Source organism: Rhodococcus sp. 105337 (genome assembly GCF_012844225.1).
In the GTDB taxonomy this organism is placed as follows: domain Bacteria; phylum Actinomycetota; class Actinomycetes; order Mycobacteriales; family Mycobacteriaceae; genus Rhodococcus.
Genome location: NZ_JABAGQ010000001.1, coordinates 52,968 through 71,022, shown reverse-complemented (window position 1 = coordinate 71,022; position 18,055 = coordinate 52,968). Strand labels below are relative to the sequence as shown.

The window sequence follows — 18,055 nt, the reverse complement described above, 5'->3', positions numbered from 1 at the left end:
TAGGCTCGGTCGGAGCAGAAACCGCGACCCGAACGGACACGTGCATGAGCTTCGATTCTTCCGACCGGACCTCCGTACCCCGGCGCGCATTGCTCGGCGGAGCCGGAGCGGCAGCGGCCGTCGCTGCGCTCGCAGCGTGCGGCGCGTCGACCGATACGGCGGGGGATCCTCCACAGGCACAGCCCCCGACGACGACGGCGCCGCCCGGGCCCGACGCACAGGTGGTCGCGGCCGTGGCGGATGTACCGGTCGGAGGCGGAGTGCTCATCGAAGGCAAGCGCCTGGTTCTCACCCAGCCCACCGAAGGCGACTTCTGCGCATTCCTCGCCTTGTGCACGCATCAGGGCTGCAACATCACCTCCGTCGAAGGCGACACCATCGTGTGCGCATGCCACGGCAGCAAGTTCGCTCTCGACGGCTCGGTTGTGCAGGGCCCGGCCAAGCGTCCCCTCAAGTCGCAACCCGTCGAGGCACGCGGCACCGATCTCGTCGTCGGCTGACCCGGCCCGCCGGACCGGCCGGCGGGATAGTGTCCCACTCGTGGATCCGTCCGGAGAGCAGCGTTGGCGCCCGAAGGCACTGCGGGTCGGTACCGACCCCGACCCGCGATTCACCCTCGCCAACGAGCGCACCTTCCTCGCGTGGATCCGGACGGCGCTGGGCCTGATCGCCGCCGCGGTGGGGCTCGAGGCTTTTGCCGGTGACGTCATCGGCTCCGCCCTTCGCACCGCGTTCTCGTGTGCGCTGCTGGTCTGTTCCGCAATTCTCGTGGTCGTGGCGGTGGCCCGCTGGCTGAGCGTCGAGCGCGCCATGCGCACGCAACGTCCGCTCCCGCTGCCGTGGGCGTCCTTCCTGCTCGCGGGTCTGCTCGCGACGGCGGGCGTCGGGCTCGCCGTCGCGATCGCGGTGTGACCTGCGGATGAGGCACGACGATCCCGGACTCCAGCCCGAACGTACGAGCCTCGCCTGGATGCGCACCGGGGCCGCCCTCGGTGCCGTCGTCCTGCTCTTCATGCGGTTCGTTCCTGGGCCGGGTCCGGTCGTCGCGGCCGTGGGACTGCTGTGCCTCGTGCCGTCGGTGGTCGTGTTGCTCTCCGCCCGGATCGGTCACCGTGCCCGCGTGCGCGGATTCGTCGCGGGGGACGTGGGCCGTCTCTGGTGGCGCAACATCGCCGTCGCAGCGGCCGTCGTGGTGCTCGCGACAGCGACGACCGTGCTCATCGCTGTCGACGGACTCGGGTGATGCGCGCGGATTCGAACCCGTAGTGCGGACGTAGGAGTTTCCGCGCTCAGGCGATCACCAGGACGCCGGCCAGTGCGATCGCTGCAACCCACACCGTCGCTGCGGCGGCCAGCACCAGCGGGCGCCATCCCAGTCCGCGAATGATGTCGCGCCGCACGCCCGTTCCCAGTGCGAACATCGCGATGGTGAGCAGCGCGACCTGAACCCAGTGAGCCACATCGAGTGCCTGCGGCCCGATCAGGCCGGTCGCGCGTACGGCGACGAGCACCAGAAATGCGACGAGAAACGCGGGTACGAGCGGAGGAGTGTGCCCGTCGCGCCGTGCGTTCCCACTGCGCCGCGCCACGGCGGCGACGACAGCGACCACCGGGGCCAGCAACGCGACGCGCGCGAGTTTGACGGTGACCGCGACGGCGAGCGCACCGCCGGCGGCGGCCGCGCCGGCCGCCGTGGCGTCGAGGGCGGTTCCCGCCGCCACCACCTGGGCAACCTCGTGCACCGCTGCGCCCGCCCACATGCCCGCTTCGGTCGAGTCGAGTCCCAGGGCGCCGGACAGGGCGGGAAGGAGCGGGATCATGGCGGTACCGAACACCACGACGAGTGCGACGGTCGTGACGAGTTCGCGTTTCCGAGCGTCGATCACACCGTCGACCGCGGCGGCTGCGGCGGCACCGCAGATCGAGAATCCGCACGCGATGAGCATTCGCTCCGTCCATCCGACGCCGAGCCACTTTCCGAACAGCAGCGCGCCGCCGATGCCTGCCGCGACCACCGCGGCCGCGACTCCCATTGCGCCCCAGCCGAGTCCGACGACATCCGATATCGCCAGTTGCAGTCCGAGTAGCGCGACACCGATTCGGAGGAGGTGTTTCGACGCCAGCGTCAGTCCCGGTTCGAGCACTGCCAGGTGTGGCCCCACGTTGGCGACGACGACTCCGAGCACGATCGCGATCAGCAGTGGGCTGGCGCCGGGGAACAGTCCGGCTGCGGCGAGCGCGACTGCTGCGCCCGCTGCTCCCACGAGCAGGCCGGGAACGGCGGGACGCATGCGCCGGAGCAGCGGCTCGGGGCGGAGCGGAGAGAGGACGGCGACCATGTCTCCAGCGTGTCGCGCCCGCCTCCGCGCGACTAGCCGTCGATTCGGTATGTGCTCATATCGAATAGATATGCCCGGTCCGGTAGGCATATCGTATCGGCATGACGGACTGGCCCGATCTGGCGGCGCTCGACCTGCTCGTCGGCATCGACGACCACGGCGGTCTGGGGGCAGCAGCGCGGAAGGCAGGGATCGCCCAGCCCAACGCGACCCGCATGCTGAGACGGCTCGAGAAGCAACTCGGCGCGGTGCTCGTCCGCCGGGGCCGCACGGGATCGGTGCTCACTCCGGAAGGCACCGTCGTCGCGCACTGGGCCCGTGAGGTCCTTGCCGACACCGCTCGCATGCTCGACGCGGCGGCGTCGCTGCGTGTCGACCATCCTCCCGAACTCGTGGTCGCGGCATCCATGACGGTGGCCGAACACCTCATCCCACGGTGGCTCGGAGAGTTCCGGGCGATCCGCAGCGACGTGCAGATCCAGTTGCACGTACACAACTCGGTGCAGGTGTGCGACGCCGCTGCCGCCGGGGAGTGCGACGTGGGCTTCGTCGAGGGTCCGTCGGTGCCGCGCGGGCTCTACAGCGTGCCGGTAGCGCGGGACCGGCTCGTGGTGGTCGTGCCGCCGGACCACCCGTGGGCGCGCAGACGCCGACCGCTGACCGTGGCGGAACTGGCGTCCACTCCGCTGGTCGTCCGCGAGGTGGGGTCGGGTACCCGCCGAACCCTCGACCTCGCGCTGGAGGAGTACGCCCGTCCCGCGCCGCTGCTCGAACTCGGGAGCAGTGCAGCGGTCCGGACGAGCGTGCTCGGCGGGGCAGGTCCTGCGGTTCTCAGTACGCTCGCGGTGGCCGAGGACCTCGAATCCGGCAAGTTGCGCGCAGTGGACGTGGAGGGACTCGACCTTTCCCGGGTTCTGCGGGCGGTATGGCGCCCGCCGCGCGCGCTCGCCGGACCGGCCGGTGAACTCGTCCGGATGATCACCCGGCCACGTTGACGCGGAACTAGGTGACAGGCGCGCGCGGGCGAGAGTTGCGCAGAGCCCCGATCCCGGCTGCGACGACGAGTGCGATACCGATGGCGGACAGAGCGTCGACGAACTGGCCGAGCACGAGCACGCCGGCAAGGGCCGCCGCCGCAGGTTCGAGAGCGATCAGGATGGCGAAGACGTTCTTGGACAGGTCACGAAGGGCGCGGATCTCGAGGCTGTACGGGATCACCGACGACAGCAGCGCCACGGCGAAGCCCGCTGCGAGAAACGTGGGTGAGAGCATCTCTGTCCCGGCGGAGACGACGCCGAACGGCAACACGGCCACGGCGGCGATCGCGGTGGCGCCGGCCAGCCCGGCGGTGCCGGAGAGCGCCGAGCCCGCAAGCCTGGTCGCGACATGTGATCCCGCCACGATGTATCCCGCCCACCCCGCCGCCGCGACGAGCGCCAGTGCGACGCCCAGCGGGTCGAGGCCCTCGGTGAGGCCGTCGCCGTGGCCCGCGCCGAGGCACACGATCCCGCCCAGCGCGAGAAGAACCCACACGCCGTCCCGGGCCCGCCGCGACAGCACGGCCGCCACGGTGAGGGGACCGAGGAACTCGATCGTGACGGTGGTGGCGAGGGGGAGTCGTGTGAGGGCGGCGTAGAAGAACGAGTTCATCAGCGCGAGACTCGCGCCGAGTGCGAGGACTGCCTGCCACTCGATACGCGACCACCGATGGACCGGTGGGCGCGCGATCGCACACAACACCAGGGCGGCGAAGAGCAGTCGTACGGTCACCGTGCCCGCCGCGCCCGCCTGATCGAACAGGGTCGTCGCAAAAGCGGCTCCGAACTGCATCGACAGCACGGCCCCCAGCACCGCCGCGACGGGCAGCGCAGTGCCCCCGTGATCCTTGTCGGCCATCCGTCCTCCGCTGTCGTCGTTGTCGATGCGCTCAGTCTCGCCGACCGTACTGCCAGCCGCGCGACAGAAAACAATCACGCCTGCTTGATTCCTGCGCGCGTACGTGTGACCCTTGTCGCATGGTGGAGTTGCACAATCGCGCTGCGGATCTGCAGACCTTGCTCGACGACCTTCGGGCCGAAGGGGACGCCCTCGACGATCTCGTCGCGGACCTGCCCGCAGACCGGTGGACCGTCGCGACGCCCGCGAAGGGCTGGACGATCGCGCATCAGATCGGCCATCTGCTGTGGACCGATCGTGCTGCGCTCACGGCCATCCGTGATCCCGAGGCGTTTCGCGCCGGGGTCCTCGAAGCGTTCACCGACCCGCTCGGCTTCGTCGACGCCGGAGCCGCGGAACTGGCGCAGTTGCCGGCCGCGGACCTGCTCGCGGACTGGCGAGCGGCACGGCACGAACTCGCGCTCGCCCTCGCCGAGGTTCCGCAGGGTACGAAGATCATCTGGTACGGACCGCCCATGTCCGCAGCGTCCATGGCAACGGCGCGACTGATGGAGACCTGGGCACACGGCGGCGACGTCGCCGACGCTCTCGGAGTCGTGCGGGCACCCACGGCCCGGCTGCGCCACATCGCGCACCTCGGCGTGCGTACTCGCGACTTCGCGTACATCATTCGGGACGCCACGCCACCGGCCGAACCGTTCCGCGTCGCACTCACAGCGCCCGACGGGAGCGAATGGACCTGGGGCCCCGAGGATGCGCAGCAGTCCGTCACCGGACCCGCCCTCGACTTCTGCTCGCTGGTCACGCAACGAGTCCACCGCGACGACACCGCGCTCGTCGCGACCGGTTCCGACGCCGACGAGTGGCTCGGCTTCGCGCAGGCGTTCGCCGGCCCGCCCGGGCCGGGTCGCGCTCCCGGCGAGGCGGTTCCGTGATCTCCGTGCCGGTGCGCGACGGTCACCGCGCCGTGCGCATCGGCAACTGCTCGGGTTTCTACGGTGACCGTGTCTCCGCGATGCGCGAGATGCTCGACGGCGGCGAACTCGACTACCTCACCGGCGACTATCTCGCCGAGCTCACCATGCTCATCCTCGGCCGCGACCGGATGAAGAATCCTGATCTCGGCTACGCGAAGACCTTCGTACGACAGCTCGAGGAATGCATGGGCCTTGCTCTCGACCACGGCGTCCGCATCGTCGCGAACGCCGGCGGTCTCAATCCGGCCGGACTCGCGACCCGGTTGCGTGACATCGCCGAACGGCTCGGCCTGGACGTCACGGTGGCTCACGTCGAGGGCGACGATCTGCTCCCGCGGATCGACGAACTGGGCCTCGGCGGCACGCCCGCGCCGTTGACCGCCAACGCATATCTCGGCGCGTGGGGCATCGTGGAGTGCCTTCGTTCGGGCGCCGACATCGTCGTCACCGGACGGGTGACCGACGCGTCCGTCACCGTCGGCCCCGCCGCAGCCCACTTCGGCTGGGGACCGGGCGATTTCGACGCGCTCGCGGGTGCGGTTGCCGCGGGCCACGTCCTCGAATGCGGCACCCAGGCGACCGGCGGCAACTACGCATTCTTCACCGAACTCGGCAACCTCGACCGGCCCGGTTTCCCGATCGCCGAGATCGAAGCCGACGGTTCGTCGACCATCACGAAGCATCCGGGAACCGGTGGCGCGGTCACCGTGGGCACCGTGACGGCGCAACTGCTCTACGAGGTCGGCGGCGCCCGGTACGCCGGTCCCGACGTGACCACCCGCCTCGACACCGCGGTTCTCGAAGACGGCGGGCCCGACCGGGTGCGTATCTCCGGCGTACGCGGAGAGGCGCCGCCGCCCACGCTCAAGGTCTGTCTCAACGCGCTCGCGGGGTTCCGCAACACCGTGGAGTTCGTGCTCACCGGACTCGACATCGAGGCGAAGGCCGCGCTCGTGCGCCGCCAGATCGAGGCGAACCTTCCGGCACGCCCGGCCGAACTCGAATGGACCCTCGCCCGCACCGACCACCCCGACGCAACCACCGAGGAAACCGCGAGCGCGGTGCTCCGGTGCGTCGTCCGCGATCCGGACCCCGACGTTGTCGGCCGCGGATTCACGTCCACAGCAGTAGAATTCGGTCTTGCGAGTTACCCCGGATTCCATGTCACCGCACCGCCGGGAACGGGCAGCGCCTTCGGCGTCTACACGGCAGGTCTGGTCGCCGCCGAGCAGGTGCCGCACATCGCGGTACTGCCGGACGGCAGCGGCGTCGACATCTCCCCGAGCGCCACCACCCGGACGCTCGAACCCGTTCCCGAACCGCCACTGCCCGAGCCCCTTCCGCCCGGCCCGACGCGCCGCGCCGCGCTCGGCACCGTTCTGGGCGCGCGCAGCGGAGACAAGGGCGGTGACGCCAACATCGGGGTCTGGGCACGGAGCGACGACGCCTATCGCTGGCTCGTCCACACCCTCACGGTCGACGCGCTCACCTCCCTGCTTCCCGAGACGGCAGCGCACGATGTCACCCGGCACGTGCTGCCGAATCTCCGGGCGGTGAACTTCGTGGTCGAGGGAATCCTCGGGCGCGGCGTCGCCTCCCAGGCCCGATTCGATCCCCAGGCCAAAGGACTCGCCGAATGGCTGCGCTCCCGACACCTGGACATCCCACTCACTCTCCTGGAGGACTCGGCGTGAGCATCTGGACAACCGACGAGCGCACGTCGCTGCGCGCCACCGTGGCCGGTTTCGTGCGCCGCGAGATCCTGCCGAATCTCGACGACTGGGAACGCGACGGCGAACTCCCGCGCGACCTTCACAAGAAGGCGGCCGACGTCGGGCTGCTCGGTATCGGTTTCCCGGAATCCGTCGGCGGGTCCGGTGGTGACGGTGCCGACGTGGTGACCGTGTGCGAAGCGTTCCACGAGGCCGGTGCGTCCGGTGGCGCGTTCTCCTCCTTGTTCACGTGCGGAATCGCACTGCCGCACCTGATCGCTGCCGGAGACCCGGAGCAGATCGACCGGTGGGTGCGTCCCACCCTCGCGGGCGAGATGATCGGTTCGCTCGCGATCACCGAACCGGGAGGCGGGTCCGACGTCGGGCACCTCACCACCACCGCAGTGCGCGACGGCGACGATTTCGTAGTCAACGGCGCGAAGACCTACATCACGTCCGGGTGCCGCGCAGACTTCGTCGTCACCGCCGTCCGCACAGGAGGTCCCGGTGCCGGCGGCGTGTCGCTCCTGGTGATCGAGAAGGACACCCCCGGGTTCACCGTCTCCCGCAAACTCGACAAGATGGGCTGGCGCGCCTCCGACACCGCCGAGTTGTCCTTCGTCGACGCCCGGGTTCCGGTGGCCAACCTCGTCGGCGCCGAGAACTCCGGGTTCATGCAGATCGCACAGGCTTTCGTGTCCGAGCGCATCGGCTTGGCAGTGCAGGCGTACGCGAGCGCGCAGCGCTGCCTCGACCTGACCGTCGCGTGGTGCCGTGACCGGGAGACCTTCGGCCGTGCGCTCATCACGCGTCAAGCCGTGCAGCGCACCCTTGCCGAGATGGCCCGCCGGATCGACGTCGCGCGGGTGTACTCGCGGCACGTCGTCGAACGGTCCGTGGCGGGCGACACCGATCTCATCGCCGAGGTGTGTTTCGCCAAGAACACCGCGGTCGAGGCGGGGGAGTGGGTCGCACACCAGGCCGTGCAACTGTTCGGCGGCCTCGGATACATGGCCGAATCGGAGGTCGAGCGCCAGTACCGCGACATGCGCATTCTGGGCATCGGGGGAGGCACCACCGAAATCCTCACCGAACTCGCCGCGAAGCGTCTGGGGTACGGCGCGTGAGCATCCTGAAGTCGACTCTCGACGTGGCGTCGTCGCAGTACGGCGCGGCAGCGGAGGCGATGCGCACCAAGCTCGCCGAACTCGACGCCGAGCACACAAAAGCACTCGGCGGGGGCGGGGAGAAGTACGTGCGCCGCCACCACGAGCGCGGCAAACTGCTGCCGCGTGAGCGCATCGAACTGCTGATCGACCCCGACTCGCCCTTCCTCGAGCTCTCACCGCTCGCTGCCTGGGGCACCGAGTTCCCCGTCGGCGCCAGTACGGTGACCGGCATCGGTGTCGTCCACGGCGTGCAGTGCGTGATCGTGGCGAACGACCCCACCGTCCGCGGCGGTACGAGCAACCCCTGGACGCTGCGGAAAACTCTGCGCGCCAACGATATCGCGCTCCAGAATCGACTTCCCATGATCAACCTCGTCGAGTCGGGGGGTGCGGACCTGCCGACGCAGAAGGAGGTTTTCATTCCCGGCGGGCGGTTGTTCCGCGACCTCACGCGCCTGTCCGCGGCGGGCATCCCCACGATCGCGCTGGTATTCGGCAACTCCACCGCCGGGGGTGCGTACGTGCCGGGCATGTCCGACCACGTCGTGATGATCAAGGAACGATCCAAGGTCTTCCTCGCCGGACCCCCACTGGTGAAGATGGCCACCGGCGAGGAATCCGACGACGAGACGCTCGGTGGCGCCGAGATGCATGCCCGCGTCAGCGGCCTGGCCGACTACCTGGCGGTCGACGAGGAAGACGCCATCCGACTGGGCCGCGACATCGTCCGGCGGCTCGAGTGGGCGCGGCTCGGACCGGACCCGAAACCTGATGTGAGAGATCCCCGCTACGGGCCGGAGGACCTGATCGGCATCGTTCCCGGCGATCTGCGGATCCCGTTCGATCCCCGTGAGGTGATCGCACGCGTGGTCGACGATTCCGACTTCGACGAGTTCAAGCCGCTCTACGGATCGTCACTCGTGACGGGGTGGGCACAGATACACGGGTATCCCGTGGGCATACTCGCCAACGCGCGGGGCGTGCTGTTCAACGAGGAATCCCAGAAGGCCGCGCAGTTCATCCAGCTCGCAAATCGATCGAACACGCCGTTGTTGTTCCTGCACAACACGACCGGATACATGGTGGGGCGCGAGTACGAGGAACGCGGCATGATCAAGCACGGCTCGATGATGATCAACGCCGTATCGAATTCTCGTGTCCCCCACATCTCTGTTCTCCTCGGTGCCTCGTACGGTGCCGGGCACTACGGGATGTGCGGCCGCGCATTCGATCCGCGTTTCCTGTTCGCCTGGCCCAGTGCGAAATCCGCGGTGATGGGCGGTGCCCAGCTCGCGGGGGTCATCTCGATTGTCGGGCGCGCTGCGGCGCAGGCGCGCGGCCAAGGGGTCGACGAGGCCGCGGACGAGGCGATGCGTGCCGCCGTGGAGAACCAGATCGAGGCCGAGTCCCTGCCGATGTTCCTGTCCGGCAGGCTCTACGACGACGGTGTCATCGACCCGCGTGACACTCGCGACGTGGTCGGATTCTGCCTGTCCGCAGCCGCATCGGGACCGATCGAGGGCGCCGGTGACTTCGGCGTCTTCCGGATGTGAGGACACCGTGACCGACAACCCCGGCGCCACCGTGACGACCGTATTGGTCGCCAACCGCGGAGAGATCGCCCGAAGAGTGTTCGCGACGTGCCGTCGTGCCGGACTCGGCACGGTGGCGGTCTATTCCGACGCGGACGCACACAGCCCCCACGTCCGCGAAGCCGACGTCGCGGTCCGGTTGCCCGGCACGAGCCCGTCCGACACCTATCTGCGCGGTGACGCGATCGTCGCCGCCGCGCTCGCCGCAGGTGCGGATGCTGTGCATCCCGGGTACGGATTCCTCTCCGAGAACGCCGAGTTCGCGAGGCAGGTGATCGAGGCGGGTCTCATCTGGGTCGGTCCGTCGCCCGACTCGATCGCCCGGATGGGTTCGAAGATCGAGGCGAAGAAGATCATGGCCGCGGCCGGCGTGCCGGTCCTTCCCGAACTCGAGCCCGGCGCGGTCACCACCGACGACCTGCCGGTGCTCGTGAAAGCCTCGTCGGGAGGCGGCGGACGGGGCATGCGTGTCGTGCGTACGCTCGACGAACTGCCCGCCCAACTCGCCGCGGCGAGTCGCGAGGCGGGTGCGGCCTTCGGTGATCCCACAGTGTTCTGCGAACGGTATCTGGAACACGGCCGCCACATCGAAGTGCAAATTCTCGCCGACCGGCACGGCACCGTATGGACGCTCGGCGAACGCGAATGCTCGGTACAGCGACGCCATCAGAAGGTCGTCGAAGAGGCACCGTCGCCACTGGTCGAGGCGACCGAGGGCATGCGCGACGCAGTGTTCGACGCAGCCCGGCGCGCGGCCACGGCGATCGGGTACGAAGGTGCCGGAACCGTCGAATTCCTTGCGTCCGGTCCCGCACAGGGATCCGACACGGGAGAGTTCTACTTCCTCGAGATGAACACCCGCCTGCAAGTCGAACATCCGGTCACCGAATGCACGACCGGTGTGGATCTGGTGGGGCTGCAGATCGATGTCGCATCCGGTGGGGAACTCGCATCCGAACCGCCTCTGCCCTCGGGTCATTCGATCGAGGTCCGTCTCTACGCGGAGGACCCCGCCCACGACTGGCAACCCCAGTCCGGCGTGTTGCACCGGTTCGCCGTGCCGGCCGCGACCGAGGAGTTCGCACCGCTGCGTACACCGGGGATTCGGGTCGATGCGGGCGTGGTCGACGGCTCCGATATCGGAGTGCACTACGACCCGATGCTCGCGAAAGTGATCTCCTGGGCGCCGACGCGGGCTGCCGCGGCACGCATGCTCGCGCGCGCCGTGGCCGATGCGCGGCTGCACGGACCGAGGACGAACCGTGATCTCCTGGTACGCGTGCTCAGGCACCCCGCATTCCTCGCCGGAGACACCGACACCGCATTCTTCGATACCCATGATCTGGCGGTGCTCGCCGCGCCGCTGGCCGATGCCGGGTCCGAACGGGTCGGGGCCCTCGTCGCCGCCCTCGCCGACGCAGCGGCCAATCGCGAATCTGCTACCGTCGCAAGGACGTTGCCCGGAGGGTGGCGTAATCTCGCGTCGTCGTTCCAGGTGAAGACGTACGCGGGCGACCGGGACGAGCACGAGATCCGCTACCGGTTCGGTCGCGACGGACTCGTGACCGATGCCGTCGACGACGTCCGGGTTCTCGCATACGACCCGCACCGCGTGGTCCTCGACATCGACGGACTCCGTCGCGAGTTCGAGGTCGCGCGGTACGGCGACGTCGTGCACGTCGACTCGTCGCTGGGCCCGGTCTGCCTGCGCGCGATTCCGCGATTCACCGACGCTGCGGCCGTGGTGCCGACCGGATCGTTGCTGGCACCGATGCCCGGCTCGGTGATACGGCTCGGCGCTGCCGTGGGCGACACCGTCACCGCCGGACAGCCGGTGCTGTGGCTCGAAGCCATGAAGATGGAACACACCGTCACTGCCCCCGTCGCGGGAACCCTCACCGTCCTGGAGGTCGACATCGGCACCCAGGTGGCGATGGGATCGGTCCTCGCCGTCGTCACGACCGGCGACGCACCCGCGCGACCCGCCACAGACCCGTCCGAAATATCCACAATTCCAGCCCCGTCCGAACACCCTCGTACCCCCGGAGAGATCTCATGAGCGTCATCGAAACCGAAGAACAGAAGGAACTGCGCGCCTCCGTCGCCGCACTCGCCGAGCGTTACAACTACGTCGACTACGTGCTGCCCAAGTCGCGCCGGCACGAGCCGCTCACCGAACTGTGGAACGAAGCGGCCAAGCTCGGGTTCCTCGGCGTCAACCTTCCCGAGGAATACGGCGGCGGCGGTGCCGGGATCTACGAGTTGGCGCTCGTGCAGGAAGAACTGTCGGCGAAGGGCGCCGGTCTGTTGCTGGTCGTGGTTTCGCCCGCCATCTGCGGCACGATCATCTCCAAGTACGGCACCGACGACCAGAAGCAGGAGTGGCTACCGGGTCTCGCCGACGGCTCGAGGATCATGGCATTCGGTATCACCGAAGCCGACGCCGGATCGAACTCGCACAAGATCACCACCGTCGCGGCGCGCGACGGGGACGACTGGATTCTCTCGGGCAGCAAGGTCTACATCTCGGGCGTCGACCAGGCCGACGCGGTGCTGGTGGTCGCCCGCACCGAGGACGCCAAGACCGGCAAACTGCGGCCCGCACTGTTCATCGTGCCGACCGATACTCCGGGGTTCGTCAAGACCCCGATGGAGATGGACATCATCGAGCCGGACTACCAGTTCAGCCTGTTCTTCGACCAGGTGCGGCTGCCGTCGACGGCACTGGTCGGCGAGCCGGAAGCGGCACTGATGCAGTTGTTCGCGGGCCTGAACCCCGAACGCATCATGGGTGCGGCGATGGCTGTGGGAATGGGCCGCTTCGCGATCGACTCGGCGGTGCGGTACGCGAAGGAACGCACCGTCTGGAAGGCTCCGATCGGTGCGCACCAGGGCATCGCGCATCCGCTGGCGCAGCGCAAGATCGAGATCGAACTCGCCAAACTGATGATGCAGAAGGCCGCCGTGCTCTACGACAACGGTGACGATTTCGGTGCTGCCGAAGCCGCGAACATGGCCAAGTACGCCGCGGCGGAAGCGGCGATCGGCTCGCTCGACCAGGCGATCCAGACGCACGGTGGTGCCGGCCTGACCCGCGAGTACGGACTGTCCGCCATGCTCGGGGCGGCACGCATCGCGCGGATCGCGCCGGTGAGCCGGGAGATGATCCTCAACTTCGTGTCCCAGCATTCGCTCGGGCTGCCGCGGTCGTACTAGGAGGCGAGATGCCGGACCCCGATATCGCCGGGCACGCGTCGGCCCCGGTCGTGCGGTACTCGGTGGCGGAGGGCGCAGCGACGCTCACGCTCGATTCGCCGCACAACCGCAACGCGATCTCGTCCGCGATGGTGCACCAGCTACGCGCCGGCCTCGATGCGGCCGCGAGTGACACCGCCGTGCGGGCGGTGGTTCTCACCCATACGGGTGGAACCTTCTGTGCCGGCGCCGATCTCGGCGAGTCCTCGGGGAGTCCGGACGAGGCGGCCGCGCAGCGGACCCACGACATGGTGGGTCTGCTGCGCGGCATCCTCGAACTGCCCAAGCCGGTGGTCGGTGTGATCGACGGCCATGTCCGTGCCGGCGGAATGGGTCTTGTTGCAGCATGCGACATCGTCGTCGCGGGGTCCCGCGCGACGTTCGCACTCACCGAGGCCCGGCTCGGCCTGGCGGCGTCGATCGTCTCGCTCACCGTTCTGCCGAAAATGACGCCGCGCGCCGCGGGCCGTTACTTCCTCACCGGAGAACGCTTCGGGCCGGAGGACGCGGCGGCACACGGACTCGTCACGCTCGTGTCCGAGGATCCGGCGACGCGGGCAGCAGACGTGATCGCGGATCTGCGGGGGTGCTCCCCGCAGGGCCTCGCGGAGTCGAAGCACTTGCTCACCATGCGGATGCTCGACGATTTCGATCGATACGCCGAGGGACTGGCCGCGCAGTCCGCGCGGTTGTTCGGATCGGCCGAAGCGGTGGAGGGCGTCACCGCCTTTCTGCAGAAACGGCCCCCGTCGTGGTCCCCGGGACGGTGAGGGATGCCGGCCCCTACGCTGGTCGGCATGATGAGTGCGCCGAGCGAGCCCCGTCGACGCGCGGAGCAGCAACGCGGCCGTGCCACCCGTGTCACCATCCTGGATGCCGCTGTGTCCGTGCTGGTCGAGCACGGATACTCGAACGCCACCACCGTCCGTATCCAGGCCGCGGCGGGTGTCTCGCGCGGTCGGCTCCTGCACCATTTCCCCAGTCGCGATTCGCTTCTGGTCGCGTCGGTGCATCACCTTGCGGCGCAGCGCGTCCAGGATCTCGGGCACGACCAGGAGTGGCCCGACGACCCGGTCGCGCGGGTCGCGCTGGCGGTGGACCTGATGTGGCTGCACTTCCGGCAGCCGTATTTCTGGGCCTCGATGGAACTGTGGCTCGCGGCCCGCTCCCACGAAGAACTCCGCCGCGAATTGATACCGCTCGAACGGACTCTCGGCGGGATGATCAAGGCGCAGACCGATCGGTTCTTCGGCAGCGACTTCATCGGGCTCCCGCGCTACCGCGTGGTGCGCGATCTCGTCTACAGCAGCATGCGGGGGATCGCCCTCGGTTATGCGATCGATCCCCGCGATCCGGACGCGGACCCGAATCTCGTGGTGTGGCGTGAACAGTTCGAGGATCTTCTGCGGCGGTGATCCGTCACCGGGTGTCGACGACATCCTCGAGTACCTGCGACAACACCCGGTTCAGCGACCATCGCAGGACGGAGACGTCCTGAGCGGGAAGAGTTTGCTGATAACCGATCAGGGCGAACATCGCGAGATGCGCGAATCTGTGCGCGTCGTCCCCCGGGCCGAGGATCGCGGCGGTGGACTCGGCCACCACGTCGAATCGCTGCCGGTCCACGAGGGCCTGGATGTCGCGCACGGCGTGATCGCTGTACGCCCAGCCCCGGATCGCCGATTCGGCGGGATGCGGAAGCTTGCACGCGAAGTCGATGAGCATCTCGAGCCGGCGCCGGGGAGAACCTTCGAGCCGTGCGGTCTCGGCCAGTTGCAGGGTCTGCCTGTCGAGCCAGTTCTGAAGGAACTCTTTCTCGAAGTCGGCCCAGCTCGCGAAGTAGTTGTAGAACGACCCGGTGGTGACCTCGAGGTGTGCGCACAGGCGTGCCTGCTTGAGTCCCGCGTGGGCGTGCGTCGCAAGAATGTCGAGGGCGGCGGTGAAATAGTCTTCGCGCCTGACAATCGTCGCCACGTGGGTTCCCCTTTCGTCCGGTGCGTCGTCCCGCTGTTCGGGCAGGCTACGTTCGTACGGTCTCGACGTGATCTCATTCCGTCGGGTCGTGGGACATCGAGGCGGCGTTCCGGGCGCCGAATGCTCTCCGGCGGGCATCCCTGCGGGGCGAGGATCGAGGAGGACGGGTGACGCGCGAACCCAAGCAGGACCGCAGTCGAGCGACGCGTCTGCGCCTGCTCGAATCCACGATAGATTGCCTGGCCGAGTTCGGCTGGGCGGCGACCACCGTCGGCGTCGTCGCGGAACGCGCCGGAGTGTCGCGCGGGGCGACCCAGCACCATTTCCCCACCCGTGAGGATCTCATCACGGCTGCTCTCGATTTCATGTTCGACAGCCGGATGGAACGCGCCCGGAACGAGACGCCCGACGTGCCGCCCGGCAGCGCTCGCACCGAGGCGGTCGTGTCGCGTCTCGTCGAGCAGTACACCGGCAATCTGTTCAACGCGGCGTTGCAGGTCTGGACCGCCGCGGCGGCGGATCCCGCGCTGCGCGAACGCCTTCTCCCGCTCGAGGAGCGTTTCGGCCGGGTCGCGCACAAGGTGGCTGTCGAACAACTCGGCGCGGACGACTCCGATCCGGTGGTGCACCGCATGGTGCAGGCGACTCTGGACCTCGCCCGTGGCCTCGGCCTGGCCGACGTCCTCACCGACGACTCGGTGCGACGCCGCGAGATCGTCAGGCACTGGGCGGCCCAGCTCGACACCGTGCTGGAAGACGCCCGGCGTCGGCGCGCAGCAGGCCCTGCGGCTCGGTAGTGTCTCGGCCATGTCCTTCGAGCGGACCGGTAGCAGAGCGGCGACGGCGGCCCTGGCATTCCTGGCGATGCTCGTCGCGGCCGGATGCGGCTCCGGCGACGATGCCGCAGACCAGGGGCAGACCTCGACGACATCGGCTGTGACCGAGCCGGGCCCGCTTTTCGGGGAGTGCGGGTCGCTGACCGACGACGAGGTGGCGAATGCGTTCGCGCTCGGTCCGTTCTCGTCCGTCACACGCAACTCCGTCGGCTGTGAGTGGGAACTCTTCGTGGGTGGGCCGAGCGTGAGTTTCAGCTGGTACCGGGGAAGCCCGATCGGCAGGGAACGGGCCGGGTCCGATCTGATCGGCCGTCCTGCAACGGATGTCGAGGTCGGGGGCAATCCCGGCTTCCTGGGTTCGTCCCAGTCGCTGGACGGGCAGACGACCCTGTGCGAGATCGGGGTGCAGTTCGGCGGCGACTTCATCCATTGGTCCGTCTCCTACGGGAACTTCCCGCCCGCGGCCGACGCATGTGCCGTCGCTCGCAGCCTCGCGGAGACCAGCGTCGACAGGGCGCAGCAGTGATGCGCCGGGTCCCGCTCCGGCCGGCCGGTCGTCGTCTCGGCGCCGGCATGGCAGCGCTGGCGGTATGCGCCACGGTGCTCACCGGATGCTCCCGGACGATCGAGGGCCGCGCGGTGCAGGAAGGTGCGGGTGGCGGCGGAAACACCGAGGAATTCACCCGGCTGCTCACCGAGTGCGACGCGGTCGCGGACCCGCAGATCGCCGAGGCGGTCGGAGCCGAAGCGGTGTACCGGGGGTTCTTCGGAGCGATCTGCCGGTGGGAGGGCGACGGGCCCGGCGGCGTCGTGAAGGTCACCTTCAACTGGTTCGAGACGGGCTCGCTCGACCACGAGCGCTCCGCTGCCGAACACCTCGGGTACACGGTGGAGAACACCACGGTGGAGGGACGACGGGCCCTGCAGATGCGCCGGCCCGACGACCCGTCGTCGTGCGGGGTGAGTTCGGGTGCCTCGACGACCGGTATCTTCGGCTGGTGGGTGCAGTACCAGGGCGGTGGGCCGGACCCCTGCGAGGCCGCTGCTACCTTGGCACGGCTCACCTTGAACCTCAGCAGCTGACCGTGGCTGGGGCCGACCAGGGTCGAGCGGGTCCTCGGTTGCCTACCTCACTTTGACCTGATGCTCGCCAGCCGGGTATCGTTGTGGGTCGTGTCCGGCAAGCCCGGACCGGTCTGTGTGCCTATGCGAGGTAGTGCCGTGCGCGTCGTCTGTAGAAGTCTGCAGTTACGAGTTCCCGGCTGCCTGTGTGGGGGTACGCGACACACCCGACCTCGTGTGCACACGAGGGGCGAGTGAGGGGCAGCTAGCTCTCTTGTCCCAACCGATGGATCCCTAATTTCAGAACAGCCAGTGTTGCTCGTGTGAGCAGCTCCAGACAACGAAGAAAGCCGGTTAATGCCAACCATCAATCAGCTGGTCCGTAAGGGCCGCCGCGACAAGACCGTCAAGGTCAAGAGCGCGGCCCTCAAGGGCAGCCCGCAGCGTCGCGGCGTGTGCACTCGCGTGTACACCACCACCCCGAAGAAGCCGAACTCGGCTCTTCGTAAGGTCGCCCGCGTGCGCCTCACCAGCTCTGTCGAGGTCACCGCGTACATCCCGGGTGAAGGCCACAACCTCCAGGAGCACTCGATGGTGCTCGTGCGTGGCGGTCGTGTGAAGGACCTTCCCGGTGTCCGCTACAAGATCATCCGCGGCTCGCTCGACACCCAGGGTGTCAAGAACCGCAAGCAGGCCCGTAGCCGCTACGGAGCGAAGAAGGAGAAGGCCTGATGCCACGTAAGGGTCCCGCTCCCAAGCGTCCACTGATCGCCGACCCGGTTTACGGGTCCCCGCTGGTCACCCAGCTGGTCAACAAGATCCTGATGGACGGCAAGAAGTCCACTGCAGAGCGCATCGTCTACCAGGCGCTCGAGCAGGCACGTGAGAAGACCGGTACCGATCCGGTCGTCACCCTCAAGCGCGCGCTCGACAACGTCAAGCCCGCCCTCGAGGTTCGTAGCCGCCGCGTCGGTGGTGCCACCTACCAGGTGCCGGTCGAGGTTCGCCCCGGCCGTTCCACCACCCTCGCACTTCGGTGGCTGGTCACGTTCGCACGTCAGCGTCGTGAAAAGACCATGGTGGAGCGCCTCGCCAACGAGCTCCTCGATGCGAGCAACGGCCTCGGTGCCGCTGTGAAGCGTCGCGAAGACACGCACAAGATGGCTGAAGCCAACAAGGCGTTCGCGCACTACCGCTGGTGAGTCGAGGCCGATCGGGAGGCACCGTGATCCGGACCTCCCGA

General features: G+C 68.6%; 20 protein-coding genes. 17 read left to right on the top strand and 3 right to left on the bottom strand.

The genetic code is table 11. The features are described 5' to 3' along the window. Positions 1-44: 44 nt before the first annotated feature. Genes HF886_RS00315 through HF886_RS00305 form a run of 3 tightly spaced genes read left to right on the top strand, consistent with a single transcriptional unit; the run spans position 45 to position 1,243 of the window. A complete protein-coding gene (locus HF886_RS00315) occupies positions 45-500 on the top strand; it encodes a Rieske (2Fe-2S) protein (protein WP_169619510.1) in 456 nt (151 codons plus the stop codon). 40 nt (positions 501-540) lie between these two features. Next, entirely contained in the window at positions 541-912 is a 372-nt protein-coding gene (locus HF886_RS00310; protein WP_169619511.1) for a DUF202 domain-containing protein, read from the top strand. A 7-nt stretch (positions 913-919) separates the two neighbouring features. Next, positions 920-1,243 (top strand): DUF202 domain-containing protein, encoded by a 324-nt coding sequence (locus HF886_RS00305; RefSeq protein WP_169619512.1) that lies wholly within the window; start codon positions 920-922, stop codon positions 1,241-1,243. Between the two features lie 46 nt (positions 1,244-1,289). On the opposite strand, the gene HF886_RS00300 is transcribed toward HF886_RS00305, so the two are convergent. After that, the gene (locus tag HF886_RS00300) at positions 1,290-2,339 is read right to left on the bottom strand and encodes a putative sulfate exporter family transporter (RefSeq protein ID WP_169651250.1); all 1,050 of its coding nucleotides are present in this window, start codon (positions 2,337-2,339) and stop codon (positions 1,290-1,292) included. A gap of 101 nt (positions 2,340-2,440) precedes the next feature. On the opposite strand from HF886_RS00300, the gene HF886_RS00295 reads away from it, so the two are divergent. Then, positions 2,441-3,334, top strand: coding sequence for a LysR family transcriptional regulator (locus HF886_RS00295; protein WP_169651249.1), 894 nt, complete (start codon positions 2,441-2,443; stop codon positions 3,332-3,334). Positions 3,335-3,341: 7 nt separating this feature from the next. Here HF886_RS00295 and HF886_RS00290 read toward each other — a convergent pair whose 3' ends face one another. Next, positions 3,342-4,235: an EamA family transporter gene (locus tag HF886_RS00290; protein WP_169651248.1), complete on the bottom strand. Its 894-nt coding sequence runs from the start codon at positions 4,233-4,235 to the stop codon at positions 3,342-3,344. A 119-nt stretch (positions 4,236-4,354) separates the two neighbouring features. Here HF886_RS00290 and HF886_RS00285 point away from each other — a divergent pair, with 119 nt between their 5' ends. Genes HF886_RS00285 through HF886_RS00250 form a run of 8 tightly spaced genes read left to right on the top strand, consistent with a single transcriptional unit; the run spans position 4,355 to position 14,355 of the window. Next, positions 4,355-5,170: a TIGR03084 family metal-binding protein gene (locus HF886_RS00285; protein ID WP_169651247.1), complete on the top strand. Its 816-nt coding sequence runs from the start codon at positions 4,355-4,357 to the stop codon at positions 5,168-5,170. Between the two features lie 5 nt (positions 5,171-5,175). Continuing rightward, positions 5,176-6,906, top strand: a complete 1,731-nt coding sequence (locus tag HF886_RS00280; RefSeq protein ID WP_296549345.1) for an acyclic terpene utilization AtuA family protein — start codon at positions 5,176-5,178, stop codon at positions 6,904-6,906. Then, on the top strand, positions 6,903-8,051 hold the full coding sequence (locus HF886_RS00275) for an acyl-CoA dehydrogenase family protein (protein ID WP_169619517.1): 1,149 nt from the start codon (positions 6,903-6,905) through the stop codon (positions 8,049-8,051). Before HF886_RS00280 ends, HF886_RS00275 begins: the two co-directional genes overlap by 4 nt. Continuing rightward, the gene (locus HF886_RS00270; protein WP_169619518.1) at positions 8,048-9,646 is read left to right on the top strand and encodes a carboxyl transferase domain-containing protein; all 1,599 of its coding nucleotides are present in this window, start codon (positions 8,048-8,050) and stop codon (positions 9,644-9,646) included. Before HF886_RS00275 ends, HF886_RS00270 begins: the two co-directional genes overlap by 4 nt. A gap of 7 nt (positions 9,647-9,653) precedes the next feature. Further along, positions 9,654-11,744 (top strand): biotin carboxylase N-terminal domain-containing protein, encoded by a 2,091-nt coding sequence (locus HF886_RS00265; RefSeq protein WP_169651246.1) that lies wholly within the window; start codon positions 9,654-9,656, stop codon positions 11,742-11,744. Next, complete coding sequence (locus HF886_RS00260) at positions 11,741-12,901, top strand: acyl-CoA dehydrogenase family protein (RefSeq protein WP_169619520.1); 1,161 nt, start codon at positions 11,741-11,743, stop codon at positions 12,899-12,901. The genes HF886_RS00265 and HF886_RS00260 overlap by 4 nt, the downstream gene beginning before the upstream one ends. Before the next feature lie 8 nt (positions 12,902-12,909). Further along, a complete protein-coding gene (locus HF886_RS00255; protein ID WP_169651245.1) occupies positions 12,910-13,710 on the top strand; it encodes an enoyl-CoA hydratase family protein in 801 nt (266 codons plus the stop codon). 30 nt (positions 13,711-13,740) lie between these two features. Beyond that, complete coding sequence (locus HF886_RS00250; RefSeq protein WP_169619624.1) at positions 13,741-14,355, top strand: TetR/AcrR family transcriptional regulator; 615 nt, start codon at positions 13,741-13,743, stop codon at positions 14,353-14,355. Positions 14,356-14,359: 4 nt separating this feature from the next. On the opposite strand, the gene HF886_RS00245 is transcribed toward HF886_RS00250, so the two are convergent. Then, positions 14,360-14,914, bottom strand: a complete 555-nt coding sequence (locus tag HF886_RS00245; protein ID WP_169619522.1) for a TetR/AcrR family transcriptional regulator — start codon at positions 14,912-14,914, stop codon at positions 14,360-14,362. Positions 14,915-15,081: 167 nt separating this feature from the next. On the opposite strand from HF886_RS00245, the gene HF886_RS00240 reads away from it, so the two are divergent. From HF886_RS00240 to rpsG, 5 genes are all read left to right on the top strand, one after another. Beyond that, complete coding sequence (locus HF886_RS00240; RefSeq protein WP_169619523.1) at positions 15,082-15,711, top strand: TetR/AcrR family transcriptional regulator; 630 nt, start codon at positions 15,082-15,084, stop codon at positions 15,709-15,711. 10 nt (positions 15,712-15,721) lie between these two features. Then, complete coding sequence (locus HF886_RS00235) at positions 15,722-16,276, top strand: DUF3558 domain-containing protein (RefSeq protein ID WP_240951861.1); 555 nt, start codon at positions 15,722-15,724, stop codon at positions 16,274-16,276. Between the two features lie 47 nt (positions 16,277-16,323). After that, positions 16,324-16,833: a DUF3558 domain-containing protein gene (locus HF886_RS00230; protein WP_169619626.1), complete on the top strand. Its 510-nt coding sequence runs from the start codon at positions 16,324-16,326 to the stop codon at positions 16,831-16,833. A gap of 336 nt (positions 16,834-17,169) precedes the next feature. Next, positions 17,170-17,544, top strand: a complete 375-nt coding sequence (rpsL, locus tag HF886_RS00225) for a 30S ribosomal protein S12 (RefSeq protein ID WP_072704519.1) — start codon at positions 17,170-17,172, stop codon at positions 17,542-17,544. Beyond that, positions 17,544-18,014, top strand: coding sequence for a 30S ribosomal protein S7 (rpsG, locus tag HF886_RS00220; protein ID WP_072704522.1), 471 nt, complete (start codon positions 17,544-17,546; stop codon positions 18,012-18,014). Before rpsL ends, rpsG begins: the two co-directional genes overlap by 1 nt. The last annotated feature ends 41 nt before the right edge of the window (positions 18,015-18,055 follow it).

What these genes read in the sequence shown, in the direction of transcription:
- HF886_RS00315 (WP_169619510.1), top strand. Translation starts at nt 45, where the DNA reads ATGAGCTTCGATTCTTCCGACCGGACCTCCGTACCCCGGCGCGCATTG.
- HF886_RS00305 (WP_169619512.1), top strand. Translation starts at nt 920, where the DNA reads ATGAGGCACGACGATCCCGGACTCCAGCCCGAACGTACGAGCCTCGCC.
- HF886_RS00300 (WP_169651250.1), bottom strand. Translation starts at nt 2,339, where the DNA reads ATGGTCGCCGTCCTCTCTCCGCTCCGCCCCGAGCCGCTGCTCCGGCGC.
- HF886_RS00295 (WP_169651249.1), top strand. Translation starts at nt 2,441, where the DNA reads ATGACGGACTGGCCCGATCTGGCGGCGCTCGACCTGCTCGTCGGCATC.
- HF886_RS00290 (WP_169651248.1), bottom strand. Translation starts at nt 4,235, where the DNA reads ATGGCCGACAAGGATCACGGGGGCACTGCGCTGCCCGTCGCGGCGGTG.
- HF886_RS00285 (WP_169651247.1), top strand. Translation starts at nt 4,355, where the DNA reads ATGGTGGAGTTGCACAATCGCGCTGCGGATCTGCAGACCTTGCTCGAC.
- HF886_RS00260 (WP_169619520.1), top strand. Translation starts at nt 11,741, where the DNA reads ATGAGCGTCATCGAAACCGAAGAACAGAAGGAACTGCGCGCCTCCGTC.
- HF886_RS00255 (WP_169651245.1), top strand. Translation starts at nt 12,910, where the DNA reads ATGCCGGACCCCGATATCGCCGGGCACGCGTCGGCCCCGGTCGTGCGG.
- HF886_RS00250 (WP_169619624.1), top strand. Translation starts at nt 13,741, where the DNA reads ATGAGTGCGCCGAGCGAGCCCCGTCGACGCGCGGAGCAGCAACGCGGC.
- HF886_RS00235 (WP_240951861.1), top strand. Translation starts at nt 15,722, where the DNA reads ATGTCCTTCGAGCGGACCGGTAGCAGAGCGGCGACGGCGGCCCTGGCA.
- HF886_RS00230 (WP_169619626.1), top strand. Translation starts at nt 16,324, where the DNA reads ATGGCAGCGCTGGCGGTATGCGCCACGGTGCTCACCGGATGCTCCCGG.
- rpsL (WP_072704519.1), top strand. Translation starts at nt 17,170, where the DNA reads ATGCCAACCATCAATCAGCTGGTCCGTAAGGGCCGCCGCGACAAGACC.
- rpsG (WP_072704522.1), top strand. Translation starts at nt 17,544, where the DNA reads ATGCCACGTAAGGGTCCCGCTCCCAAGCGTCCACTGATCGCCGACCCG.